General features: G+C 70.8%; 23 protein-coding genes and 2 pseudogenes. 7 read left to right on the plus strand and 18 right to left on the minus strand.

Features of this window, described 5'->3' with window-relative positions; genetic code table 11:
* Positions 1 to 44: 44 nt before the first annotated feature.
* Positions 45 to 695 (minus strand): helix-hairpin-helix domain-containing protein, encoded by a 651-nt coding sequence (locus tag A6Q79_RS14455; RefSeq protein ID WP_317698666.1) that lies wholly within the window; start codon positions 693 to 695, stop codon positions 45 to 47.
* Between the two features lie 113 nt (positions 696 to 808).
* Positions 809 to 1,090 (minus strand): helix-turn-helix transcriptional regulator, encoded by a 282-nt coding sequence (locus A6Q79_RS14460; RefSeq protein ID WP_286689315.1) that lies wholly within the window; start codon positions 1,088 to 1,090, stop codon positions 809 to 811.
* Positions 1,091 to 1,184: 94 nt separating this feature from the next.
* On the opposite strand from A6Q79_RS14460, the gene A6Q79_RS14465 reads away from it, so the two are divergent.
* Positions 1,185 to 1,532: a putative quinol monooxygenase gene (locus A6Q79_RS14465; protein WP_067858812.1), complete on the plus strand. Its 348-nt coding sequence runs from the start codon at positions 1,185 to 1,187 to the stop codon at positions 1,530 to 1,532.
* Here the strand turns inward: A6Q79_RS14465 and A6Q79_RS14470 are convergent.
* Positions 1,513 to 2,370, minus strand: a complete 858-nt coding sequence (locus A6Q79_RS14470) for a DegV family protein (RefSeq protein ID WP_067858815.1) — start codon at positions 2,368 to 2,370, stop codon at positions 1,513 to 1,515. The genes A6Q79_RS14465 and A6Q79_RS14470 overlap by 20 nt on opposite strands.
* Positions 2,371 to 2,385: 15 nt before the next feature.
* Positions 2,386 to 5,052: a leucine--tRNA ligase gene (gene leuS / locus A6Q79_RS14475; RefSeq protein WP_317698667.1), complete on the minus strand. Its 2,667-nt coding sequence runs from the start codon at positions 5,050 to 5,052 to the stop codon at positions 2,386 to 2,388.
* Between the two features lie 69 nt (positions 5,053 to 5,121).
* Here leuS and A6Q79_RS14480 point away from each other — a divergent pair, with 69 nt between their 5' ends.
* Positions 5,122 to 5,676 (plus strand): 1-acyl-sn-glycerol-3-phosphate acyltransferase, encoded by a 555-nt coding sequence (locus A6Q79_RS14480; RefSeq protein ID WP_067858821.1) that lies wholly within the window; start codon positions 5,122 to 5,124, stop codon positions 5,674 to 5,676.
* Between the two features lie 56 nt (positions 5,677 to 5,732).
* Here the strand turns inward: A6Q79_RS14480 and A6Q79_RS14485 are convergent, their stop codons facing one another.
* The 4 genes from A6Q79_RS14485 to A6Q79_RS14500 form a co-directional block, all read right to left on the minus strand.
* Entirely contained in the window at positions 5,733 to 6,005 is a 273-nt protein-coding gene (locus tag A6Q79_RS14485) for a hypothetical protein (protein WP_067858824.1), read from the minus strand.
* 9 nt (positions 6,006 to 6,014) lie between these two features.
* Complete coding sequence (locus A6Q79_RS14490; protein WP_286689317.1) at positions 6,015 to 7,727, minus strand: sodium:solute symporter family protein; 1,713 nt, start codon at positions 7,725 to 7,727, stop codon at positions 6,015 to 6,017.
* 722 nt (positions 7,728 to 8,449) lie between these two features.
* On the minus strand, positions 8,450 to 9,124 hold the full coding sequence (locus A6Q79_RS14495) for a TrkA family potassium uptake protein (protein WP_067858832.1): 675 nt from the start codon (positions 9,122 to 9,124) through the stop codon (positions 8,450 to 8,452).
* Positions 9,117 to 10,115 (minus strand): potassium transporter TrkG, encoded by a 999-nt coding sequence (locus A6Q79_RS14500; protein WP_369038013.1) that lies wholly within the window; start codon positions 10,113 to 10,115, stop codon positions 9,117 to 9,119. The genes A6Q79_RS14495 and A6Q79_RS14500 overlap by 8 nt, the downstream gene beginning before the upstream one ends.
* Positions 10,116 to 10,183: 68 nt before the next feature.
* Between A6Q79_RS14500 and A6Q79_RS14505 the strand changes: the two genes are divergently transcribed.
* Entirely contained in the window at positions 10,184 to 11,164 is a 981-nt protein-coding gene (locus A6Q79_RS14505) for a glycosyltransferase (RefSeq protein WP_067858839.1), read from the plus strand.
* A gap of 21 nt (positions 11,165 to 11,185) precedes the next feature.
* Here the strand turns inward: A6Q79_RS14505 and A6Q79_RS14510 are convergent, their stop codons facing one another.
* Positions 11,186 to 11,890: a 2-C-methyl-D-erythritol 4-phosphate cytidylyltransferase gene (locus A6Q79_RS14510; protein ID WP_067858840.1), complete on the minus strand. Its 705-nt coding sequence runs from the start codon at positions 11,888 to 11,890 to the stop codon at positions 11,186 to 11,188.
* A gap of 100 nt (positions 11,891 to 11,990) precedes the next feature.
* Between A6Q79_RS14510 and A6Q79_RS14515 the strand changes: the two genes are divergently transcribed.
* Complete coding sequence (locus A6Q79_RS14515) at positions 11,991 to 13,901, plus strand: glycosyltransferase (RefSeq protein ID WP_067858842.1); 1,911 nt, start codon at positions 11,991 to 11,993, stop codon at positions 13,899 to 13,901.
* Positions 13,902 to 13,919: 18 nt separating this feature from the next.
* Here the strand turns inward: A6Q79_RS14515 and A6Q79_RS14520 are convergent, their stop codons facing one another.
* From A6Q79_RS14520 to A6Q79_RS14535, 4 genes are read right to left on the minus strand one after another with little or no spacing between them, the layout of a single operon-like run.
* Positions 13,920 to 14,891, minus strand: coding sequence for a lysylphosphatidylglycerol synthase domain-containing protein (locus tag A6Q79_RS14520; protein ID WP_067858844.1), 972 nt, complete (start codon positions 14,889 to 14,891; stop codon positions 13,920 to 13,922).
* On the minus strand, positions 14,881 to 15,549 hold the full coding sequence (locus A6Q79_RS14525; protein WP_317698668.1) for a polysaccharide pyruvyl transferase family protein: 669 nt from the start codon (positions 15,547 to 15,549) through the stop codon (positions 14,881 to 14,883). Before A6Q79_RS14525 ends, A6Q79_RS14520 begins: the two co-directional genes overlap by 11 nt.
* Before the next feature lie 50 nt (positions 15,550 to 15,599).
* The gene (locus A6Q79_RS14530; RefSeq protein WP_317698669.1) at positions 15,600 to 15,947 is read right to left on the minus strand and encodes a polysaccharide pyruvyl transferase family protein; all 348 of its coding nucleotides are present in this window, start codon (positions 15,945 to 15,947) and stop codon (positions 15,600 to 15,602) included.
* A gap of 2 nt (positions 15,948 to 15,949) precedes the next feature.
* On the minus strand, positions 15,950 to 17,173 hold the full coding sequence (locus tag A6Q79_RS14535) for a glycosyltransferase (protein WP_067858850.1): 1,224 nt from the start codon (positions 17,171 to 17,173) through the stop codon (positions 15,950 to 15,952).
* Between the two features lie 223 nt (positions 17,174 to 17,396).
* Between A6Q79_RS14535 and A6Q79_RS14540 the strand changes: the two genes are divergently transcribed.
* Positions 17,397 to 19,223: a hypothetical protein gene (locus A6Q79_RS14540; protein WP_067858853.1), complete on the plus strand. Its 1,827-nt coding sequence runs from the start codon at positions 17,397 to 17,399 to the stop codon at positions 19,221 to 19,223.
* An 84-nt stretch (positions 19,224 to 19,307) separates the two neighbouring features.
* Here the strand turns inward: A6Q79_RS14540 and A6Q79_RS14545 are convergent, their stop codons facing one another.
* A complete protein-coding gene (locus tag A6Q79_RS14545; protein WP_317698670.1) occupies positions 19,308 to 19,760 on the minus strand; it encodes a UDP-galactopyranose mutase in 453 nt (150 codons plus the stop codon).
* A gap of 79 nt (positions 19,761 to 19,839) precedes the next feature.
* Positions 19,840 to 19,920 (minus strand): annotated as a pseudogene (locus A6Q79_RS14550) (hypothetical protein); the annotation flags it as partial.
* Here A6Q79_RS14550 and A6Q79_RS14555 point away from each other — a divergent pair.
* Positions 19,883 to 20,008 carry a hypothetical protein gene (locus A6Q79_RS14555; protein ID WP_317698671.1) on the plus strand — a complete coding sequence of 42 codons (126 nt, stop codon included), beginning with the start codon at positions 19,883 to 19,885 and terminating at the stop codon, positions 20,006 to 20,008. The pseudogene A6Q79_RS14550 and the gene A6Q79_RS14555 sit on opposite strands and share 38 nt — an antisense overlap.
* 107 nt (positions 20,009 to 20,115) lie before the next feature.
* Here the strand turns inward: A6Q79_RS14555 and A6Q79_RS14560 are convergent.
* Positions 20,116 to 20,613: pseudogene (locus A6Q79_RS14560) on the minus strand (NAD(P)-binding protein); the annotation flags it as partial.
* Between A6Q79_RS14560 and A6Q79_RS14565 the strand changes: the two are divergent.
* Positions 20,501 to 21,508: a glycosyltransferase family 2 protein gene (locus A6Q79_RS14565; protein WP_083516415.1), complete on the plus strand. Its 1,008-nt coding sequence runs from the start codon at positions 20,501 to 20,503 to the stop codon at positions 21,506 to 21,508. The pseudogene A6Q79_RS14560 and the gene A6Q79_RS14565 overlap by 113 nt on opposite strands.
* Positions 21,509 to 21,553: 45 nt before the next feature.
* Here the strand turns inward: A6Q79_RS14565 and A6Q79_RS14570 are convergent, their stop codons facing one another.
* Together A6Q79_RS14570 and A6Q79_RS14575 are read right to left on the minus strand one after the other, a co-directional pair.
* Positions 21,554 to 22,324: an ABC transporter ATP-binding protein gene (locus A6Q79_RS14570; protein WP_236749730.1), complete on the minus strand. Its 771-nt coding sequence runs from the start codon at positions 22,322 to 22,324 to the stop codon at positions 21,554 to 21,556.
* Positions 22,324 to 23,038: ABC transporter permease (locus A6Q79_RS14575; protein ID WP_317698672.1), on the minus strand; the 715-nt coding region annotated here is incomplete at its 5' end. The genes A6Q79_RS14570 and A6Q79_RS14575, both read right to left, overlap by 1 nt.

Here is a 23,038-nt window from a genome sequence, read left to right on the forward strand (position 1 = left end):
CACCAGCCGGACGTCGACGCCGGCGAGCACCAGGACCGGGCGCCTCACACGCTCACGCGGTCGCGGAGGTCCTCGAGGGTCTTCTCGCCGATGCCGGCGACGTCGAGCAGGTCGTCGACCGACGTGAAGCGTCCGTTCTCGGTGCGCCAGTCGAGGATCGCCTGGGCGGTGACCGGGCCGACGCCGGGCAGCGCGTCGAGCTCCTCGAGCGTGGCCGTGTTGAGGTTGACGGCGACGCCCGGTCCACCCGTGCCGCCCGTGCCCGGGCCTGCCACGGCAGCTGCGGGAGGGTCGACGCCGACGAGGATCTGCTCGCCGTCGACGAGCACCCGCGCGAGGTTGAGCGTCGGCTGGTCGAGCGCGCCCTTGATGCCGCCGGCCCGCTCGATGGCCTCGTGGACCCGCGACCCCGCGGGCAGCGTGACGATGCCGGGCCGCCTGACCTGCCCGGCCACGTCGACGACGACGCGCCCGTCGTCCTCCGCGCCGCCTTCGGCCGCCGGGGCACCCGTCGGGTCGGCCCGGGCCGAGACCTCGAGGGAGGCGTCCTGAGTCGGACCGACCAGCCGGTCGAACGGGTCGTCGTCGTGCGTGGCCTCGAACGACGCGGCGAGCTGCGCGAGCCGGCGCCGCGCGACCTCGGCGCGGGTCTCCTGGGGTGGTGCCGGACGAGGTCCGTGCCGTGGGGTGCTCACCCCTCGACGCTAGGCACCTGGCGACGTCCCGCGGCGGATCGCCGCAGAGACTGTGGACGACGACCGCCGGCGCCGTCGACCCCTGTGGACAGGACCTGCGGACGGAGCGGTCGTCAGTCCTCGGCGACGAGGAGGGCGAGCAGCCCCGGATAGGTCCGCTCGATGTCCTCGCGTGGGAGCCTGACGCTGCTGCCGTTGCCGTGGAAGCGCTGCTCCACCAGACCTGCCTCGCGCAGCACCCGGAAATGGTGCGTCCGCGTCGCCTTGGAGACCGGCAGGTCGAAGGAGCCGCAGGGTCGCTCGACGTCGGCGTCCTCGCGCGCGAGGCTGCTGACGACCCGCCGCCGGTGCGGGTCGGCCAGGGCCGCGAGCACGGCCTGGAGGTCCGCCGGCACCCCGGGTTCCCGGTCCGTCACCTGCGCTCCCGTCCGTCGGCTCCTTGAGGTACGTCTTGCATCGTACCTGGATCCCGTCCTAGGGTCCGTAGGTATGAGCGAGATCGTACCTGAGGCCGTGCTTCACGCCGCCACGTCTGTCGCCCTCGTCGGCACCGCACGTGCGAGACCTGGACGGGCCGACGAGCTCGAGCGCACCCTGCGCTCCTTCCTCGTCCCCACGCGCGCCGAGGCCGGCTGCCGCGTGTACGAGCTGCACCACGGCCCCGACGGCGACCTCAGGTTCTACGAGCAGTGGGCCGACGGCGCCGCCTTGGCGGCGCACCTCGCGACGCCCACGATGCAGGAGTTCCTCGACCGTCGCCACGAGCTCCTGGCCGGCGACCTCGAGGTCACCTTCTGGACGCCGCTGGAGCCTGTGCCTACCCCGGACGAGGCGTGACCGTCACCGCGAGCATGCCGGGACCCACGTGCGCTCCGATCACCGCGCCGACCTCGTTGACCGGCAGGCGGTCGCGGCCGAGCACACCGGCCAGCCGCTCCGCGACCTGGTCGGCGAGGTCGGGGTTGGCGAGGTGCTGCACGCCGATGTCGTAGCCCTCGGTGGCCGCCTCCGCCGCCTCCGCGACGAGGGCCTCGAGCCGCGCCACCGCCTTGGCCGACGTGCGGACGCGCTCGAGCGGCACCACCACGCCGTCGCGCAGCGTGAGCAACGGCTTCACCGCGAGGGCCGAGCCGATGAGGGCCGTGGCCGCGCCCACGCGTCCACCGCGACGCAGGTACTCGAGGGTGTCGACGTACATGAGCACGCTCGACGACTCCCCCGCCGCCAGCGCCGCCCCGACCGCCGCGGCCTCGTCGCCGCCCGCCCGCGCGACCGCGGCCGCCCGCCCTGCGGCGAACCCGGTCGCGATCCCGACCTGCCGGGTGTCGACGCACATGACGGGGACGGGCGCCTCCCGCGCAGCCACCTGGGCCGACTCGAAGGTGCCGGAGATCTCGGCGCTCAGGTGCACGGAGACGATCGCGTCGTGGCCCTCCTGCGCGAGCCGCGCGTAGACCGCGGCGAACTCCTCGGGCGTCGGGCGCGACGTGCTCACCGGCACGAAGTCCTTGAGCGCCTGCGCCACGTCGTCGGACGTCGCGTCGACGCCCTCCGTGAACGTCGCCGCCCCGATGACGAGCTTGAGGGGCACGACCGTGATGCCCTCACGCTCGGCGTCGGCCGGGTCGAGGGAGGCGGTGGAGTCGGTCACCACCGCGATGCGTCGCGCCGCCATGTCGGTCCCGTCCCCTCAGACCACGATGTTGACGAGCTTGGGGGCGCGCACGATCGTCTTGCGGACCTCACGGCCGTCGATGGCGCGCTGCACGTTCTCCTCGGCCAGCGCGAGCGACGTCAGCTCCTCCTCGGACACGTCGGGCGCGACGTCGAGCTTCGCGCGGACCTTGCCCTGCACCTGCACGACGCACGTGACGGTGTCGGCCACCAGCAGGCTCGGATCGGCCTGCGGGAACGACGCGTGGGCGAGGGAGGCGTCGTGCCCGAGCCGCGACCACAGCTCCTCCGCCACGTGAGGGGCGAACGGCGCCAGCATCAGCACCAGCGGCTCGAGCACCTCGCGGCTGGTCACCGTGGCCTTCGTGCAGTGGTTGGTCAGCTCGATCAGCTTCGCGATCGCGGTGTTGAACCGCAGGCCGTCGAGGTCGGCCGCGACGCCGTCGATCGTGCGGTGCAGGACCTGCAGCGTCGCACGGTCGGGCTCGCCGCCGTCGGCACGGGTCTCGCCGGTCTCCTCGTCGACGACGAGACGCCAGACCCGCTGCAGGAAGCGCTGCGCGCCGACGACGGCGCGCGTCTCCCACGGCCGCGACTGGTCGAGCGGGCCCATGCTCATCTCGTACACGCGGAAGGTGTCGGCGCCGTACTCGTCGTACATCTCGTCGGGGGTGACGACGTTCTTCAGGCTCTTGCCCATCTTCCCGTACTCGCGGGTGACCGGGGCGCCGTCGTAGGTGTACGTGGTGCTGCCGTCGTCGGCGACGTGCTCCTGCACCTCGTCGGCCGGCACGTACGTGCCACGCGCGTCGGTGAAGGCGTACGCCTGGATGTAGCCCTGGTTGACCAGCCGGTGGAACGGCTCGGCGCTGCTCACGTGGCCGAGGTCGAACAGCACCTTGTGCCAGAAGCGCGCGTACAGCAGGTGCAGCACCGCGTGCTCGACACCGCCGACGTACAGGTCGACGCCGCCGGTCGTCTTGGCGTCCGTGGGACCCATCCAGTACGCCTCGTTCGCCGGGTCGACGAGCGCGTCGGCGTTGTGCGGGTCGAGGTAGCGCAGCTGGTACCAGCTGGAGCCGGCCCAGTTCGGCATCGTGTTGGTGTCGCGACGGTAGCGACGCGGGCCGTCGCCCAGGTCGAGCTCGACCTCGAGCCAGTCGTGCGCGCGCCCCAGCGGCGGCTCCGGCTCGCTCGTGACGTCGTCGGGCTCGAAGGTGCGGGGCGAGTAGTCGGGCACGTCGGGCAGCTCGACGGGCAGCAGGTGGTCGGGCACCGCGTGCGGGTGGCCCTCGTCGTCGAAGACGATCGGGAACGGCTCGCCCCAGTACCGCTGGCGCGAGAACAGCCAGTCGCGCAGCCGGTAGGTGGTGGTGCCCGTGCCGAGGCCCTTCTCCTCCAGCCACGCGATGATGCGCGCCTTCGCCTCCGCGACCGGCAGGCCGTCGAGGCTCACCTCGTCGTTCGACGACGCGGTGGCCACGCCCTCCCCCGTCCACGGCAGCTCGTCCCCGCCCGTGACGACGCGGGGGGTCGGCAGGCCGAACGCCGTGGCGAAGGCGAAGTCGCGCTCGTCGTGCGCGGGCACGGCCATGATCGCGCCGGTGCCGTAGCCGACGAGCACGTAGTCGGCGACGAACACCGGCACCTGCTCGCCGTTCACCGGGTTCACCGCGTAGGCGCCCGTGAAGACGCCCGTCTTCTCCTTGCTCTCCTGGCGCTCGACGTCGGTCTTGCGCGACGCCGCGTGCCGGTAGGCCGCGACCGCCTCGGTGGGCGAGGCGGCGCCCCCGGTCCAGCGCTCGTCGGTGCCCTCGGGCCACGTGTCGGTGACGATCGCGTCGACCAGCTCGTGCTCGGGGGCCAGGACCATGTACGTGGCGCCGAACAGCGTGTCGGGACGGGTCGTGAACACGCGGATCGCGGCGTTCTCGACCGCCGGCACGTCGAACTCGACCTCCGCGCCGTGGGAGCGGCCGATCCAGTTGCGCTGCATCAGCTTGACGGGCTCGGGCCAGTCGACGGTCTCGAGGTCGTCGAGCAGGCGGTCGGCGTACGCGGTGATCCGCATCTGCCACTGGCGCAGGTTGCGCTGGAACACCGGGAAGTTGCCGCGCTCGCTGCGGCCCTCGGCGGTGACCTCCTCGTTGGACAGCACCGTGCCGAGCGCGGGGCACCAGTTGACCGGCGACTCGCTGACGTAGGCCAGGCGGTGCGGGTCGATGACCGCGGGGTCGTCGGTGCCCAGCTTCTCGCGCAGCTCCGCGATGGGCCGGGCGCGGCCCGCCTCCTCGTCGTACCAGGCGTCGAAGATCTGCAGGAAGATCCACTGCGTCCAACGCACGAAGTCGGGGTCGATGGTCGCGAACGAGCGGCGCTGGTCGTGGCCGAGGCCGAGGCGGCGCAGCTGTCGGCGCATGTTCGCGATGTTCGCGAGGGTGTTGGCGCGCGGGTGCTCGCCGGTCTGGATGGCGTGCAGCTCGGCCGGCAGGCCGAACGCGTCGTAGCCGAGGGTGTGCAGCACGTTCTTGCCGAGCATCCGCTGGTGACGCCCGACCACGTCGGTGCCGATGTAGCCGAGGGGGTGGCCGACGTGCAGCCCCGCGCCCGACGGGTAGGGGAACATGTCCATCAGGTAGTACGTGGGACGGTCGGTCGTGTCGGCGCGGTCGGCGGTGCTCACCGGACGATGCTACCGACGAGGCATCGACGGTCTGACGAGCGGAGCACCCGACGCGGCTACGCTCGCCGCATGCGCCAACGTCTCGCTCGGTTCGTCATCCGCCGCATGGGCTACACGATGGTCGGGGAGACGCCGTCGCGCGGGATCCTCGTCGGGGCGCCCCACACGTCGAACTGGGACTTCGTGACGATGCTGCTCGTCATGTGGCACGACGGGGCGCACCCGCGCGTGCTGGTGAAGAAGGAGCTGTTCAAGGGGCCGCTCGGGTGGGTCCTGCGGGCGCTCGGCGGTGTGCCGTTGGACCGTCGGGACGCGGGCGGGGTGGTGGGCGAGCTGGCCGCGGAGGCCCGGGACGGCGAGGACTTCCGGCTCGTCATCGCCGCGGAGGGCACGCGCTCGCGCGGGGAGTACTGGAAGTCGGGCTTCCACCGGCTGTCGCGCGAGACGGGTCTGCCGATCACGCTCGCGTTCTTCGACCCGCCGACCCGCACGATGGGCTACGGCCCGACGTTCGTCGCCTCCGACGACGTCGCCGCCGACATGGACGTCGTGCGGGCCTTCTACGCCGACAAGCTCGGCATCAAGCCCGCCAACGCCACCGTCCCGCGTCTGCGCGAGGAGTAGGCCCGCCCGGCGGGGGTGCCGGGCCGTGGGCGGCGAAAGGTACAGCGACGCCCGGCTCAGCTCCCGTCGGACGTGCCGTCCGCGGGTGACGACGTCGGCTCGGCGGGGACGACGAGCGGACGCACGCGCACCCAGGTGAGGAACGCGGCGGCCACCACGAGCATCCCGATGCCGGCCCACAGGTTGATGTTGAGCCCGTCGCCTCGCGCAAGCTCCGCCTCGGTGGCGCGGAACAGCCCGAGACCGGTGAGGATCAGGCCGTAGACGCCGAGCAGGCCGCCGATGAGGGTGCGGACGTCGAACGCGCCCGCGGTGTGCTTCTCGCTCATGCTGTGCTCCTACCGGAAGATCACGTTGAGGACGACGACGAGGACCAGCCCGATGCCGGCGAGCTTGACCGGCGACTGGTACCAGGGCAGCGCACCCTCGTCGGGGTCGACGAGGTCCTCCTTGGGCGTCAGGGAGTAGACGAGACCGACGAGCTCCTTCTCGGGCTTCGGCGCGGTCACGAGGGTGACGGCCACGCTCACGAGGATGTCGACGGCGAAGGCGGCACCGGCGGCGACGAACGACGCGCCCTGGCCCGAGAGACCGATCGCGCCGATGCTGGCGGGGCCGAGCGCGTCCTCGCTGAGGACGGCCACGAGCACCGCCGCCCCGGTGCCGGCGACCAGGCCCGACCAGCCGGCGGTCGCCGTCATGCGCTTCCAGAACATGCCGAGGATGAAGGTCGCGAACAGCGGCGCGTTGAAGAACCCGAAGAGCGTCTGCAGGTAGTCCATGAGGTTGTCGTAGTTCGACGCGATGAGCGCGGTGCCGATGGCCACGACCGTGGCGCCGACCGTGGCGACGCGGCCGACCTTCAGGTAGTAGCCGTCCTCCTTGTCCTTGACGACGTACTGCTGCCAGAGGTCGTAGCTGAAGACGGTGTTGAACGCGGAGATGTTGGCGGCCATGCCGGCCATGAACGACGCGAGCAGTCCGGCGAGGGCGACGCCGAGCATGCCATTGGGCAGCAGGTCGCGCATGAGCAGCAGGATGGCGTCGTTGTAGGTGACGCCCTGCGCGTCGCCGCCGGACTTGAGCGCCGCGAGCTCGGGGACGACGATCGCGGCGATGATGCCCGGGATGATCACGACGAACGGGATGAACATCTTCGGGAAGGCGCCGATGACCGGGGCGCGTCGGGCCGCCGACATCGACGACGACGCCATGGCGCGCTGCACCTCGACGAAGTTGGTGGTCCAGTAGCCGAACGACAGGACGAAGCCGAGACCGAGGACGAGCCCGACCACCGACCAGAACGGGTTGTCGATGCCGGTGAGGTCGGTGCCCGGCCACGACGACAGCTGCTCGGGCCCGGGCTGGACCTTGTCGACGACGCCCTGCCAGCCGCCCACCTTGTGCAGCGCGATGATCGTCAGCGGCACGAGCGCGGCGACGATGACGAAGAACTGCAGGACCTCGTTGTAGATCGCCGCCGACAGCCCGCCGAGCGCCGTGTAGCTGAGGACGACGGCGGCGGCCACGACCAGCGAGACCCACAGCGGCCAGCCCAGCAGCCGGTTGACGATCGTCGCCAGCAGGAACAGGTTGATGCCGGCGATGAGCAGCTGCGCGACGGAGAAGCTGAGCGCGTTGACCAGGTGCGCGCCGGTGCCGAAGCGTCGGCGCATGAACTCGGGGACGCTGCGCACGCCGGAGCCGTAGTAGAACGGCATCATCACGACGCCGAGGAAGAGCATCGCGGGGACGGCGCCGATCCAGAAGTAGTGCACGGTCGCCATGCCGTACTGCGCGCCGTTCGCGCTCATGCCCATGATCTCGACCGCGCCCAGGTTCGCGGCGATGAACGCCAGGCCCGTCACCCACGCCGGCAGCGACCGCCCCGACAGGAAGAAGTCGATGCTCGTCGACACCTGGCGTCGGGCCAGGAAGCCGATGCCCAGCACGACGGCGAAGTAGATCGCGACGATCGTGTAGTCGAAGACGTCCGCGTCGAGCCGGAACGACCCGTCGGCGGACGCGAGCGTCGTGGTGATGGCCTGCATCCTCTTCCCCTCAAGTGGTTCCCGTGCACAACCGGATGGTCCTCCCGCACCGTACGCCTCCCGCGCCCTCCCCGCGCGCCGGGCCGGGCGGGGGAGGGGTCGCGTCCTGGTGTGGCGTCCGCTCGTCCTGCTGGCGGGTTGCCGTAGGGGGTCTGGGCTTGGTGGTGCGCTGCCGCGGGGGTCTGGGTCTGCTGGTGCGCTGCCTCGACTTTCGCTGGGGGTGGTCTCCGAAAGGCCTCGACCGGGCGGCTGGCGGCGGCGCTGGTCTGGGGTCTCGGGCCGTGGCCCGCGTCGGACGCAAGGATCTGCGTTCGTGCGTGGGACTCCAAGGCTTCTGCGTTTGCTACGGGATCCCGTCACCAACGCAGAAGCATTCGACCTTCGACGCACGAAGGAAGAATCGTGGGTGCCCTTGGGGTGGGGGGCAGTGCTTCTCCCTTCGCGTGGCACGGTCCACGAGAAGGGAGAACCTCTGCCACGTCTGGCCCCGCTCAGCGGTGGATCCGCCACCTGTACAGCGCTCAGAAGGTGGCAGATCCACCCCCGACGACGATCCAGTGGCAGACCCACCGCTCGACCCTCAACACCAACCCGCAGCCCGAGACCCCGGACCAGCGCCGCAGCCGCCCGGTCGAGGCCCTGGCGGAGCGCAGGTCCACGAGAAGCCGCGCCGACGCAGCCGCAGGTCGAGCGAGGAGCCGCGTGCACGCAGCAGCAGCCCCTCACCCCAGCGCGCAGTACTCCTCGACCTTGGAGGTGGGGCCGGAGACGATCAGCTCGTCGCCGGTGGTGACGAAGGTGTCGGCCTGGGCGTAGGTGAAGTCCTGGCCGCGGGTCTTCACGCCGACGATGGTGACGCCGTACTTGCGGCGCACGTCGGAGTCGGTGAGCGTACGGTCGACGGTGCACTCGGGGGCGCGGGTGCGGGCGATGGCGAAGCCGTCGTCGAACTCGATGAAGTCGGTCATGGTGCCGGTGACGAGGTGGGCGACGCGCTTGCCCATCTGCGACTCCGGCCGGATCACGTGGGTGGCGCCGACGCGCTCGAGGATGGCGGCGTGCTTGCCGCTGATCGCCTTGGCCCACACCTCCTTGACGCCGAGGTCGAGCAGGCCGAGCACGGTCAGCACGCTCGCCTCGATGTCGGTGCCGATCCCGACGACGGCCACCTCGAACTGCTCGGCGCCGATCTGGCGCAGCGCCTCGGTGTCGGTGGTGTCGGCGGCGACGACGTGCGTGAAGTCGCTGGCGTAGCGCTGCACGATCTCCGGACGCTCGTCGACGGCCAGGACGTCGTGCCCCAGGTGCACGAGGGAGCGCGCCACGGCGGTGCCGAAGCGACCCAGCCCGAGGACAATGACGGGCGCATTGGGTGCGGTGTCCTTCTTCTTAGCCAATGATCGGTTGCTCCTCGGGAAGGTGGTAGCGCGGTGCACGCCGTCTCAGGACGAACGCCGACGCCGCCGCAATCGTGCCCACTCGGCCGATGAACATCAAGACGGCGAGCACCAGCTTCGCGCTGTCGGGCAGCTGCGGCGTGAGCCCGGTGCTCAGCCCGACGGTCGCGAACGCCGACGTCGTCTCGAACAGGACCTCGTCGAACGGGAAGTCGGTCAGGATCATGATGAGCAGCGTCATCGACGTCACGAGCATCACCGAGAGCAGAGCGATGCTGAGCGCCGTGCGGACCACGGCGGGGCCGACCGACCGGTTGCCGACCGTGACCTCGGGGTCGCCGCGCAGCTCGGCGAGGATGACGAACGCGAGCAGCAGGAACGTGGTCACCTTGATGCCGCCCGCGGTGCTGGCGCTGCCGCCACCGATGAACATGAGGATGGTGCCGATGGCGAGGGTCTCCCCCGACACGGCACCCCAGTCGAAGCTGTTGAGCCCGCCGGAGCGCGGCATGATGCCGCCCTCGATGCCCGTGACCAGCTTGTCGTGCACCGACATCGGCGCGAGGGTGTCGGGGTTCGCCCACTCGAGCGCGAGGAACGTGAGCGCACCGAAGACGAGCAGGCCGAGGGAGCCCCACACCGTCAGCCGCGTGTGGATCGTCCAGCGGTCGGGCGTGCGCCACTCCTTGAACAGCTCGGCCAGCACCGGGAAGCCCATCGCGCCGATGAAGACCGCCACGCAGATGGGGATGATGATGAGCCCGTCGCCGGCGTAGCCGACCAGGCTGTCGCTGTTGAGCGAGAAGCCGGCGTTGTTGAACGCCATCACCGAGTCGAACACGCCGTGCCAGAGGGCGGTCGGCAGGTCGTCGAAGTACGCGAGGCGGTACCGCGTCGTGAGGATCGCCGCGATGACGGCCTGGAACCCGAACATGGTCACGGCCACGCGGCGGAACAGGGGCCGCACCTCGCCGATGTTGACGACGTGCATGTCGGCCTGGGCGACGAGGCGCGTGCGCAGGCCGAGGCGCCCGCCGATGAACAGGCCGAGCGACGCGGATGTCCGACGTCCCCGCCTCGCCTGCCGCCCGGCTGGCCATCGTCATCGTCACCTACAACAGGTCGACGTACCTGGCCGACCTGCTGCGCAGCGCCACCGCGCTCACCGTGCCGCCGTGGCGCATCGTGGTCGTCGACAACGCCAGCACCGACGACACCCCCGACGTCGTCGCCGAGGCCGCCGGCTGGTTCCCCGAGGGCGTCCTGGTCGACCGCCGCCTCGACACCAACACGGGCGGGTCCGGCGGGTTCTGCGAGGGCACGCGCACCGCGCTCGAGCTGGGCGCGGAGTGGGTGTGGCTGATGGACGACGACGTCGAGATCCTGCCCGAGGCGCTCGAGCGGTTCGCGCCCGCGATGGAGCGGTTCCGCGTCATCCACGGCCGCCGCTACGACTTCGACGGCTCGCCGTTCTACTGGCAGGCCAAGTTCAACCAGTTCCTCGGCGTGCCGCTGCCGTACGGCTTCCGGCGCACCTTCGACGACGAGGGCTACGCGATCACAAACTCGGGCACGTTCGAGGGCATGCTGATCCACGCCGACGTCGTGCGCACGATCGGCCTGCCGGACCCCCGCTTCTTCATCACGTGGGACGACGCCGCCTACGCGTGGCTGGCGGCCCAGCACACCGAGGTCGTCTACATGGACGCGTTCGTGCTGCAGCGCAAGCGCGAGCAGCAGCAGGTGAACCTCGGCGTGCGGCACCTGAACGACGGCAGCCCGCTCTTCCGCTTCCACGTCATGCGCAACCGCGCCTACGTGGGACGCTACTTCGCCGAGCACGGGCAGCTGCACCGGGTCGGCTTCGCGCTGGGCACGCTGCTGACCTTCGCCAAGGAGGTCTTCCGGCTGGTCGTCGTCCAGCACACGCTGCACGGCGTCGGCGACCTCGTGCGCGGGGCGCGGGCGTCGCGTCGCATCTGGCGCGACCGCACCTGGCGACCGATGGACCCCGCCGAGGTGCCGCCTCCGCCGAGCTGACCGGTCGGCGGCGGGGATCCCCTAGGGGCGCGCGGCCAGCAGCGCCCGGGCCACGACGAGGTCGGTCGCGTCGGTGATCTTGAGGTTCTCGGGGTCTCCCTCGACGACGCCCACGCGGACGTCGGGCACGAGCGCGATCGCCAGCGTGCAGTCGTCGGTGACCTGCACGGCCGGGTCGGCGCAGGCCCTGCGGTGCGCCTCCTCCAGCACGCCCACGGTGAAGCCCTGGGGCGTCTGGTGGCGACGCAGCGTCGCGCGCGGGAGCGGCGCGGTCGGCAGCCCGGTCGTCGGGTCGACCTGCACGATCGTGTCGGGCGTCGGGACCAGCACGGCGACGACGTCGTGCTCGTCGAGCGCGCGCACCACGTCGGCGACGATGCGGGCGCTCACGAGCGGACGGGCCGCGTCGTGCACCAGGACCCTGTCCCCCGCGCTCGCTCCGGCCCCGAGCAGGGCCGCGAGACCCGCCCGGGTGCTGTCGTGACGTTCGCGTCCGCCGTCGACGACCCGCAGCCCCGGCCCCACGTGCTCCTCGACGGCTGCGCGCCACGCGGCGGGCGCGACCAGGACGACGTCGTCGACCGCGGGGTGGTCGCGCAGGGCGGCCACGCTGCGCTGCAGCACGCTGCGTCCGGCGAGGTCGAGCAGCTGCTTCGGCCGGTCGGCGCCGACCCGCAGTCCGAGCCCGCCAGCGAGCACGATCGCCCACGTCCGACGCTCTGCCACGCCGGTGAGCGTAGCGCAGCAACCGGCGTACTAGGCTCGGACGCGCATGCCGCCGCCCGTCGCCCGGCCGCGGACCGTCGACCTCGGAGACCCCTGACCTATGCCCCACCTGCTGCAGCGCGTCCTCTTCCCCCTCGAGCGGGACCCCGACATCCTGCCGCTCTACGCCGACCCCGAGGTCTGGACGGCCGTGCGGGGCAAGCCGCTGCGCGTGAGCGACGACGCGCACGCGAACGACATCCTCGGCCGCGACCGCTTCCGGGTCCGCACGTCGCGCCGGGTGTCCTTCGCCAGCTACTTCAACGCGTTCCCGGCGGCCTACTGGCAGCGCTGGACGGTCGTCGGCTCGGTGCGCCTGACGGTGCGCACCCAGGGCGAAGGCAGCATCATCGTCTACCGCTCGAACGCCCAGGGCGTGCAGCAGCGGGTCGCCACCAACGACCTGAGCGGCCTCACCGAGAGCGTCTTCGACCTGCCCATCCGCAACTTCGGCGACGGCGGCTGGTACTGGTTCGACATCGTCGCGGGCGACGAGCCGGTGGTGCTCGAGGGCGGCGACTGGAGCACGGACGACGAGCCGGTGCGGACCGGCAACACCTCCCTCGGCATCACGACCTTCAACAAGCCCGACTACTGCGTCACGACCCTGCGCACGCTCGCCGACCAGCCCGAGGTGCTGCGCGAGGTCGACGTCGTCTACGTCGTCGACCAGGGCGACCAGAAGGTCGCCGACCAGCCCGGCTTCCCCGACGTCGCCGCCGCGCTGGGCGACCAGCTGCAGATCGTCGACCAGCCGAACCTCGGCGGGTCGGGTGGCTTCTCGCGCGCGATGCTCGAGACCGTCGACGCCGGGCGCAGCGACTTCCTGCTGCTGCTCGACGACGACGTCGAGGTGGAGCCGGAGAGCATCCGCCGCTCGGTGCAGTTCTCGCGCTTCTGCCGTACGCCCACGATCGTCGGCAGCCACATGTTCGACCTGCTCGACAAGCCGATCCTGCACGCGCTGTCGGAGACGGTCGACACCTACTACTTCATGTGGCGCTCGGCGCTGCCCGAGCAGATGCGCCACGACTTCCGGCGCGCGAACCTGCGGCAGACGCCCTGGATGCACCAGCGCCTCGACCCGGACTACAACGGCTGGTGGATGTGCATGATCCCCACCCAGGTGATCCGCGAGATCGGGCTGTCCCTGCCGGTCTTCATCAAGTGGGACGACGCCGAGTACGCGCTGCGCGCCCGCGAGCACGGCTACCGCACCGTCTCGCTGCCCGGCAGTGCGCTGTGGCACGTGTCGTGGGTCGACAAGGACGACTCGCAGGACTGGCAGGCGTACTACCACGCCCGCAACCGCCTCCTCACCGGCCTGCTGCACTCGCAGCACCCGGGCGGCGGCAAGCTGCTGAGCAACTCCGGGCGCATCGACCTCAAGCACCTGCTGACGATGCAGTACTACGCGGCAACCCTGCGCCACCGCGCGATCCGCGACCTGCTCAAGGGTCCGAGCCACCTGCACCCGACCATGGCCGGCACGATGCCGGAGCTGCGCGCGGCCACGCGCGACTTCGTCGAGACGCAGGTCATCAGCGACCCCGAGAAGCTGCCCGACACGTGGGAGGGCAAGCGGGTGTTCCCGCCGAAGTTCGACCGCGAGCCGCGCGGCCCCCGCCTGGCGCTGTTCACGGCGAAGGCCGCGGCCCGGCACTGGCGCACCGAGGTGCCCCAGGGCAACGTCGAGCGTCCGCAGGTCGAGCTGGCCAAGGGCGACGCCACGTGGTGGCGCGTCCCGGCCTACGACTCGGCCCTGATCTCCAGCGCCGACGGACGCGGACAGTCGCTGTACCGCCGCGACCGGACGACGTTCCGTCGCCTGTGGCGCGAGAGCCGTCGCCTGCACGCCGAGCTGCGCAAGAACTGGGACCGGCTGGCGCGCGAGTACCGCGAGGCGCTGCCCGAGGTCACGTCGCCCGAGGCCTGGAAGGACACCTTCGGCACCAGCCGCGACCGCGGCTGAGCCCGGTCCGCCGGCGGGTCAGCCCGCGGGCGGCGGGGCGACCGGGCCCGGCACCGTGTCGTTGCGGGCCAGGACCTTGCGTCCGAGGACGGCCGTCCCGAGGAACAGCAGGTCGACGAGTGCCGACCAGAGCCGGCTCGCCACGGTGATCGCGAGCGCGAACTCGCTGGGCATGATGAGCGAGAGCAGCACGAGCTGGACGCCGTCGCGCACGCCGATGCCGCTGGGCAGCAGCGGCGTCGCCATGCCGAGCGCACCGGCCAGCGTGAACGCGCCGACGATGAACCAGAAGTCGTCGGCCGCGTTGATCTGCGGGTACATCGCCTTGGTCAGGAAGAAGTAGCTGCTGCCCGCCAGCACCGTGCCGATGCTGTAGAGCACGAACGAGCGGATCGTGGCGGTCGCGTTCGTGCGGACCTCCGCGAGCGCCGACTCGCGCTTGATCAGCCGGAACGCGAAGCGCGTCGCGCGGTTGAAGACCGGCGGCACGAGGATGAGCAGCATGGCGAGCGCCAGGCCCACCATGAACGCCTTCATCGTCGTGGAGATGACGTCGAGCCGCGGGTCGAGGCCGAGGATGAGCAGCGCGACGAACATCGACGCCACGATCTGCATGCCTGCCTCGAGCAGCGAGGACACGGCGAGCCGGCTCTTGGCGATGCCCTGCTGGCTGGCCAGGTAGATCTTGCCGCCGATCCACGCGACTGTGCCCGGGATGTAGCGCCCCATCCACGCCTTCGCGTAGATGTCGGCGAGCACCGGGAAGCGGGGCAGCCGCGGGGCACCGAGGTCGCGCAGGATGAGCGCCCAGATCATCACGCCCCAGAACCGGAACGCGAGCGAGACGAGCGAGGCGAGGACGACGAGCCACCACGTGAACGTCAGGTCGCCGAGCACCGACCAGTCGAGGTCGTGCAGGTAGAGCGCGAAGAAGACGACGACCAGGACGATGAACGTCGTGACGAGCGCGAGGCGGACCCTAGAGGACACGGAGCGCCTCGTCGTAGGCCGCGGCGACCGACGCACGCTGGGCCGCGGTCGCCTCCTCCAGGGAGGCCCGCACCTCGTCGGACTCCGCCAGCAGCGTGGTCAGCAGACCGCCGACCCGCGCGCCGAAGCCGTCCTCGAGCGCGTCCTCGATCGGGAGCGCGTACCGGCTCATGCCCACCTGGTCGAAGAAGACCCGGCCCTTGTCGACGTAGTACACGTTGATCGACGGTACGCCGGAGCTGATCGCGATGATGTTGGAGTGCAGGCGGAAGCCGACCATGGCGCGTGCCGAGGAGATGACCGACCGCAGCTCGGCCGGCCCCAGGTCGTCCTGGTCGAGCACGCAGGTCTGGGTCAGGTCGCCGACGGCGGCCGCGAGGTCGTGGCAGAGCGCGGTGTCGGCCTCCCCCATGTGCATCGGCAGGAACAGCAGCCGCGAGCCGGACGCCTGGGCGACCTCGCGGACCGTGCTGCGCAGCGACGCGAGGTAGGCCTCGTGCCGCTCGTCGCCGACCGTGACGTCACGACCGAGACGCCGCAGCAGCGCCTGGCGGTACTTGAACGGCAGCAGCCCGCTCTGCTTGTAGTGGAACCAGTCGCGCGGGCCGATGCAGACCACGTCGTCGAAGAAGTCGTCGGCGAGGCCGTAGGTGGCCACGAGCGAGGCGCGGCGTCACGACGTCGTGCTCTGGGGCGGCGGGGAGATCCTCAAGGACTACACGAACAAGAGAGCATCGTCATCTTGACCACCCAGTACCAGAGGGCGGCCTTGTTCGTGTAGTCCTTGAGGATCTCCCCGCCGCCCCAGAGCACGACGTCGTGACGCCGCGCCTCGCGCAGCAGCCGCAGCCAGGCGAACGGCGACAGCGACTGGAAGTCCATGTCGAGGACGTCGATGTCGTACCACCGGCCGTCGCGCTCGGGGTACTGCGAGATGCCGGTGATGCGGGCCTCGGGGTCGCGCGAGCGCACCAGGGCCACGATGCCCTCGGCGATCGCGCGGTCTCCTCGGTTGGCTGCGAGGTCGCTGTTCATCAGCAGGATGCGGCGAGCCACGGTCACACTCCTTCGTCCGCGAACAGGAAGTCGAGATGGGCACGGGCTACGGTGGGCCAGTGGAACTGTCGGGCGGTCCGCATCGCCTCGTGTCCCATGCGTGCGCGTCGTGCGTCGTCCAGGTCGACGGCGGCGGTCAGCGCCCGGGCCAGGGCGGCGCTGTCGCGCTCACCGACCAGGAAGCCGTTCTCGCCGTCGACGAGGAAGTCGTCGGCACCGCTCTCGGCGGTGGCGATGCACACCTGACCGACGGCGAGGCCCTCCATGAGCGCCACCGGCAGGCCCTCGGCGTCGCCGCTGTCGGTGATGATCGAGGGGACCACATAGGTGCCGTGGTCCGCGAGGAGGGCCGCCTTGTCGGCGCCCGTGAGGTAGCCGGTGAACCGCACGGCGTCGGCGCCGAGACCGAGCTCGACGGCCCGCTGCTCGAGGTCGGCGCGCAACGGCCCGTCGCCGGTGACGGTGAGCGAGACCTGCGGCCGGGTGCGACGCACCTCGGCGAGCGCCTCGAGGAGGTAGGCGACGCCCTTCTTCTCGGCCAGCCGGCCGACGAAGAGCACACGCTCGCCCGGACCGACGGACGGCTCCTCGGCGTCGGGCAGGTCGACCCCCATCGGGATGATGCGGGTGCGGGGCTCGAGCGCCGCCCAGGCGTCGTCGTCGAAGAACGCGCGGAGCTTGGCCATCGAGCGTCGGCTCACCGCCGTGATGCGCCGGGCGCGCACGGCGTGGGAGCGGACGACGCGGGGCCCGAGCCACGGGATCTTCCACCAGACGCTGACGTCGGAGGCGTGGGTGGTGAACACGAACGGCGTGCCGGTGAGCCGCCCGACCCAGCGCGCGACCACGGCCTGCGGGGTGAACCAGTGGGCGTAGACGACGTCGGGGCGCTCGCGGCGCACCAACGACCACAGGGCGAGGAACTCGCCGACGAAGAGCGTGAGGACGGTCGGCAGGAGCCAGGGCTTGGCCTGCAGCGTGGGCATGATGCCCCGACCGGCCAGCTGCTCCGCACCGCGCGGCCACGCGTAGTGGAAGCGGTGCTCGTCGTAGTCGGCGTGCCGGGTGGAGCTCTGCGTGCCCGACCGGCGGTCGTGCGGCGCCAGCACCGTGACCCGCAGCGACGGATCCTCCGCCCGCAGGGCGATCACCTGGTCGCGGACGAACGCGGGCACGGGGTCGGCGTCGTGCGCCGGGAAGGTGGAGGCGACCACGAGGAGGTGCACGCTGCTTCGTCCCCGTCCCCGGGCGTGCTGCGGCACGCCCGTCTCGTCTCGCTGTCACTCCCGCTGAACGGGCGGTCTGCTGGCTCTCCGACCGACGATCGGAGCCACCCCACCCTAGCAGCGCGGGCCCACGGCCCCGGGGACGCCGAAGGGCTCGCCGCGCCCCCGCATGGCCGCCGGATAGCATCGTCGATGATCTTCACGACCTGACGAGGGAGCCTCCTTGCGCGAGACCACGCCGCAGCAGCAGAGCGGACGCGGCAGCGTCGACCGCGAGCTGATCGACCCCGCCGGCGCCACGCCCGCCCACGCCCGCTTCTGGTGGGTCGTGTCGGTGGGCCTGCTCGTCGGCCTGGTCCTGCTGAACCTCTACGTGGCCCTGTCCGCCGCCGCGCCCCGCACTCCGTACGACGAGATCGGCGTGCTGCAGGCGTCGAGGCTGCTGTCCGGCGAGGGGACGGTGACCAAGACCCTGTCGCTCGGCTACTACCCGGGCGCGGGCCTGTTCCTCGCCCCGATCTGGTGGTTCACGCAGGACGGCGCCACGGTCTACGCCGCGGCGATCCACGTCAACATCCTGGTCGGCCTGCTCACCGTCGTCCCGCTGACCTTCCTCGGCCGCCGCCTCGGCCTCACGACGCCGCAGGCGGTCGCCGCCGCCAGCGTCGTGATGCTCTTGCCCGCGCGCACCGCCGTCTCCGACTACGTCCTCGCCGAGCAGTCGCTCGCGCTGTTCGCGGCGTGGGCGATGGTCGCGGCGTACCGGCTGTGGGACCGCCCGACCGTCCCGAACGTCGGATGGTTCGTCCTCGCGACGCTGCTCGCCTACTTCACGCACGCCCGGGCCCTGGTGCTGGTGCTCGTCGCCGGCATCTGGCTGCTGCTGCTCGTGCGGCGCCGCTGGCAGACCGCGCTCGTCGGCCTGGTGCTCCTCGGCGTGGGCCAGCGCCTCGTCGCCTGGCTCGCCGGGCTCGTCGTCAGCGAGGTCACGGTCGACGGCTTCGGCCAGGGCACCTCGCTGCTCGGCAAGCTGACGTCGCTCGGTGGCATCTTCGCCCGCGTCACCCTGGTCCAGACGTGGGCGCAGCTGTGCGCGACGCTCGGCCTGGTCGTCATCGGCGGGCTCGTCCTCACGCGGCACACGTGGTCGGACCTGCGGCTGCGCCGTGCGGTCGGGCCCGACGGCTTCGTGTGGGGCCTGGGCGTGGCCGCCGCGCTGCTGTCGTTCGTGGCGTGGTCGTCGACCACGTCGCACGTCTACCCCGACGGTCCCCGCTTCGACTCCTGGACGTACACGCGCTACATCGACCCGTTCGTCACCGGCGTCGTGCTGGTGGGGCTGGCCGCCGTGATCCGCCGCCTCGACCGGCGGACCGCCGCCGTCGGCCTCGGTCTCTCGCTCGTCGTGGTGGCGGGCACCGTCGCGTGGGCGATCCGCATCGTCCCGACGTGGGGCTCGAACTACGGCCCGGCGAACAACGCCGGCATCTACCCGCTCCTGCGGTTCCGCGACCTCGAGCCGTTCCGGCTGCCGCTCTTCCCGACGTTCACGAACGACAACCAGATCTGGGCCTGGGGCTCGCTGCTGGTCGTGGTCTCGCTCGTCGTGATCCTGCTGCTGGCGTCGCGACCCCGCGTGCTCTTCGTCGTCCTCGCCGTCGGCGCCGTGGCGCTGTCCTGGTACGGCAACCCCTACCAGACGCGTGACGCGCCCTACCGGATCGAGCAGGCCCTGGAGAAGATCGACACCGTCGACGGTGGCGACACGCCCGTCTCGATGCTGATTGACTGCCCGGTCTCGAGCCAGCGCAACGTCGCCACCAACTGGGTCGGGTTCTGGTTCGCCGACCGCGACGTCGACCTGGTCGACGCGACCGACGAGCTCACCGGCGACGAGCCGGCCGTCGTGGCGTGCAACGGCTGGACGAACCCCACCGACGCACCGCGCATCGCCGGCTCGGACAACTACGGCTACTCGCTGTACGTCCTCGACCCGACGGTCGCGGAGCGCCTGCGCGAGCGCGGGGTCGAGCTGACCTCCCAGCCCTAACCTCCGGCCGAGGCACAGCACGACGACGCCCTCGCCGCGACCGTGGTCGCGACGAGGGCGTCGTCGTCGGTGCTGCTCGCGGCCTCAGGCGCCGAGCAGCGGCCCAACCTGGTTGCGGAACATCGACAGCGCCGAGCCGATGGCCATGTGCATGTCGAGGTACTGGTAGGTGCCGAGCCGGCCACCGAAGAACACGTCCTGCTCCCCCTCCGTGAGGGTGCGGTAGGCCAGCAGACGCTCGCGGTCGGCGTCGGTGTTGACCGGGTAGTACGGCTCGTCCGTGCGCTCGGCGAACCGCGAGAACTCCCGCATGATCACGGTCTTGTCGTCGGGGTAGGACGTCCGCTCGGGGTGGAAGTGGCGGAACTCGTGGATGCGCGTGTACGGGTACTGCGAGTCCGGGTAGTTCATGACCGACGTGCCCTGGAAGTCGCCCGTGGGCAGCACCTCGCGCTCGAAGTCGAGCGTGCGCCACGACAGCTCGCCCTCGGCGTAGTCGAAGTAGCGGTCGACGGCGCCGGTGTAGACGACCGGCACCTGCCCGACGGTCGAGGCCTTGCTGACCGGCTGGGTACGTGTACCGCACGGGCAGGCGGGTGATGATCTCCGCGGGCAGCTGCGTGGGGTCGGTCTGCCACTGCTTGGCCGTGTAGTCGCGGATGAACGCCTCGTACAGCGGGCGGCCGATCAGCGAGATGGCCTTCTCCTCGAGGTTGGCCGCCGACGCGGTGTCGAACTCCCCGGCCTGCTCCGCGATCACGGCGCGCGCCTCGTCGGGCGAGTAGGCGGCCGAGAAGAACTGGTTGATGGTGCCCAGGTTGATGGGCAGCGGGTACACGACGCCGGCGTGGTTCGTGTACACGCGGTGCTGGTAGCCGGTGAAGGTCGTGAACCGGTTGACGTACTCCCACACCGTCTCGTTCGAGGTGTGGAAGAGGTGGGCGCCGTAGCGGTGCACCTCGATCCCGGTCTCCGGGTCGTCCTCGGAGTAGGCGTTGCCGCCGACGTGGTCGCGTCGGTCGATGACGACGACCTTGCGACCCAGCTCACGGGCGACCCGCTCGGCGATGGTCAGTCCGAAGAATCCCGATCCGACGACCACGAGGTCGGCGTCCATGTGCACTCCTTGCGTTGGTGGCGAGGGACGCTGCAGTCTACCCGGCGCCCGACGTCGTCCGACCCGCGTGACGCGCCGCGCCAGCGCCCCGCAGGCTGGACCGGCGTGCTCCGGCCGGTAGGATCGTCCGGGCCGTCCCACGGCCTCCTGGAAGGAACTCATGCGACTGTTCGTGCAGGTCCCCTGCCTCAACGAGGAGGCGACCCTCCCCCTCGTCCTCTCGTCGATCCCGCAGCAGATCGACGGCATCGACGAGATCTTCGTCCTCGTCATCGACGACGGCTCCAGCGACCGCACGGTCGAGGTCGCCCGCGAGCACGGTGTCCAGCACTTCGTGTTCCACACCCGCAACATGGGGCTGGCCCGCTCCTTCCGCGACGGCGTCGACTACGCACTGCAGCACGGCGCCGACATCGTCGTGAACACCGACGGCGACAACCAGTACCCGCAGCAGAGCATCGCCGAGCTGGTGCAGCCGCTGCTGCGCGGCGAGGCCGACATCGCGATCGGCGACCGCCAGACCAAGACCATCGAGCACTTCTCGCCGTTCAAGAAGGTCATGCAGTCATTCGGCAGCAAGGTGGTCAACTACGCGGCCGAGACCGACCTGCCCGACGCCGCCAGCGGCTTCCGCGCCTACTCGCGCGAGTCGCTGATCCGGCTCAACGTCGTCACGCAGTTCAGCTACTGCATGGAGACGATCATCCAGGCCGGCAACAAGCGGCTGCGCATCGCGAGCGTGCCGATCCGGACGAACCCGAAGACCCGCGAGTCGCGGCTGTTCTCCAACATCTTCCAGCACATGGCCCGCTCCGGTCAGGCCATCATCCGCAGCTACATCATGTTCAAGCCGTACGCGGTGTTCACGACGCTCGCGCTCGTGTTCTCCCTCGCCGCGGCGATCCCGTTCGTGCGGTTCCTGGTCCTGTACCTCCAGGGTGCGGGCTCCGGCAACATCCAGTCGCTGGTGTTCGGCGTCGGCATGCTCGTCGCCGCCCTGCTGTGCGTGGCACTGCTGGTCATCTCCGACATGCTGCGGACGAACCGGGTGCTGCTCGAGGACGCCATGGAGCGCATCAAGCTGGTGCAGTACGCCGACGAGCGGCTGCTCGACCCGCACCGTCCCGACGAGGTGCACGTCAGCCCGCGCGGGCTGCACCACGACTGAGCGCCGCTCGGGCCACGCCCGAGCACCGGCCCGCCCAGCGGCAGGTCAGGCCATCATGGCGTCGATGGCGGGCTCGATCGGCCCGTCGTAGACCTGCTTGCCCTGGCGGATGACGATGCCGCGGTCGCACACCTGGCGCACCATCTCCTGGTCGTGGCTGACGATGACCATCGTCTTGCCCTCGCGCGAGAGCTCCTCGATCTTGGCGCGGCACTTGGCCTGGAACGGTGCGTCACCGACCGACAGGACCTCGTCGACGAGCAGGATGTCGAGCTCGCAGTGGATGGCCACCGAGAACGCCAGGCGCATGAACATGCCCGAGGAGTAGTGCTTGACCTCCTGGTCGATGAACCGCTCGACCTCGCTGAACGCGATGATGTCGTCGTAGCGGGCGTCGATCTCGTCCTTCTGCATGCCGAGGATCGCGGCGTTCAGGTACACGTTCTCGCGCCCGGTGAGGTCGGGGTGGAAGCCCGCGCCGACCTCGATGAGCCCGGCGAGGCGTCCGCGCACCAGCACCGACCCGTCGTCGGGCTCCATGACGCCGGAGATGAGCTTGAGCATGGTCGACTTGCCCGAGCCGTTGAAGCCGAGCAGCGCGACGGACTCGCCCTCGTGGATGGTGAACGAGACGTCGTCGAGGGCGAGGAACTTCTCGCTCGAGACGTCCTTGCCACGCACCCAGCCGACGAACGCCTCCTTGAAGGCGTGCGCCCGACGCAGCAGGAACTGCTTGCTGACGTGGTCGACGATGATGCTGGGGCGGGCCTGCACGGCGGTGTCGCCGGGCATGGACGACGTCGTCTCCTGGGACATCACAGCTCCTGGGCGAATCGGCGCTCGAAGCGGCGGAAGACCATCTGGCCGATGACGAGGAAGACGACGCAGATGCCGAGCGCGATGAACGCGTTGGTCCAGAGGTGCTCGGGGTGCGGGATCTTCCCGTCGGAGGTCGGGAACCACATGCCGGCGTGGAACAGCTCGACGGCGGCCGTCAGCGGGTTGGCCATGTAGAGGTCGAAGAGCCAGCGCGGCACGGCGTCGCGCACGAACTGCCACGTGTAGAGCACCGGCGCGGCCCAGGTGGAGAGCATCTGGATCAGCTCGACCACGTTCTGCGCGTCACGGAAGGACACGTTGACGGCGCCGAACAGCATCCCGAGCCCGAGCGACAGCGCGGCGATGATGACCAGCCCGAGCGCGATGGCCAGCACGCCGCTGACCGACGGCGTCCAACCGAGGAAGAGGCAAGCGATGAGCAGGATCACGGCCTGGGGCACGAAGTGCACGAAGGCCACGATGATCGCGGCGATCGGGAACAGCTCGCGCGGCAGGTAGATCTTCTGCACCAGGGCGCCGTTCTCCAGGATCGAGCGCGTGGCGTTGCCGAAGCCCTCGTTGAAGAAGTTGATGACGACGATGCCGCTGAAGAGGTACACGGCGAAGTTGTCGACGCCGCGGTTGAGCCCGAGGAACAGGCCCATGACCACGAAGAACACGCCGAACTGGAACGCGGGCTTGACGTAGGAC

The sequence above is a fragment of the Aeromicrobium sp. REDSEA-S32_B7 genome (assembly GCF_001626145.1).
GTDB classification, from domain to species: domain Bacteria; phylum Actinomycetota; class Actinomycetes; order Propionibacteriales; family Nocardioidaceae; genus Aeromicrobium; species Aeromicrobium erythreum.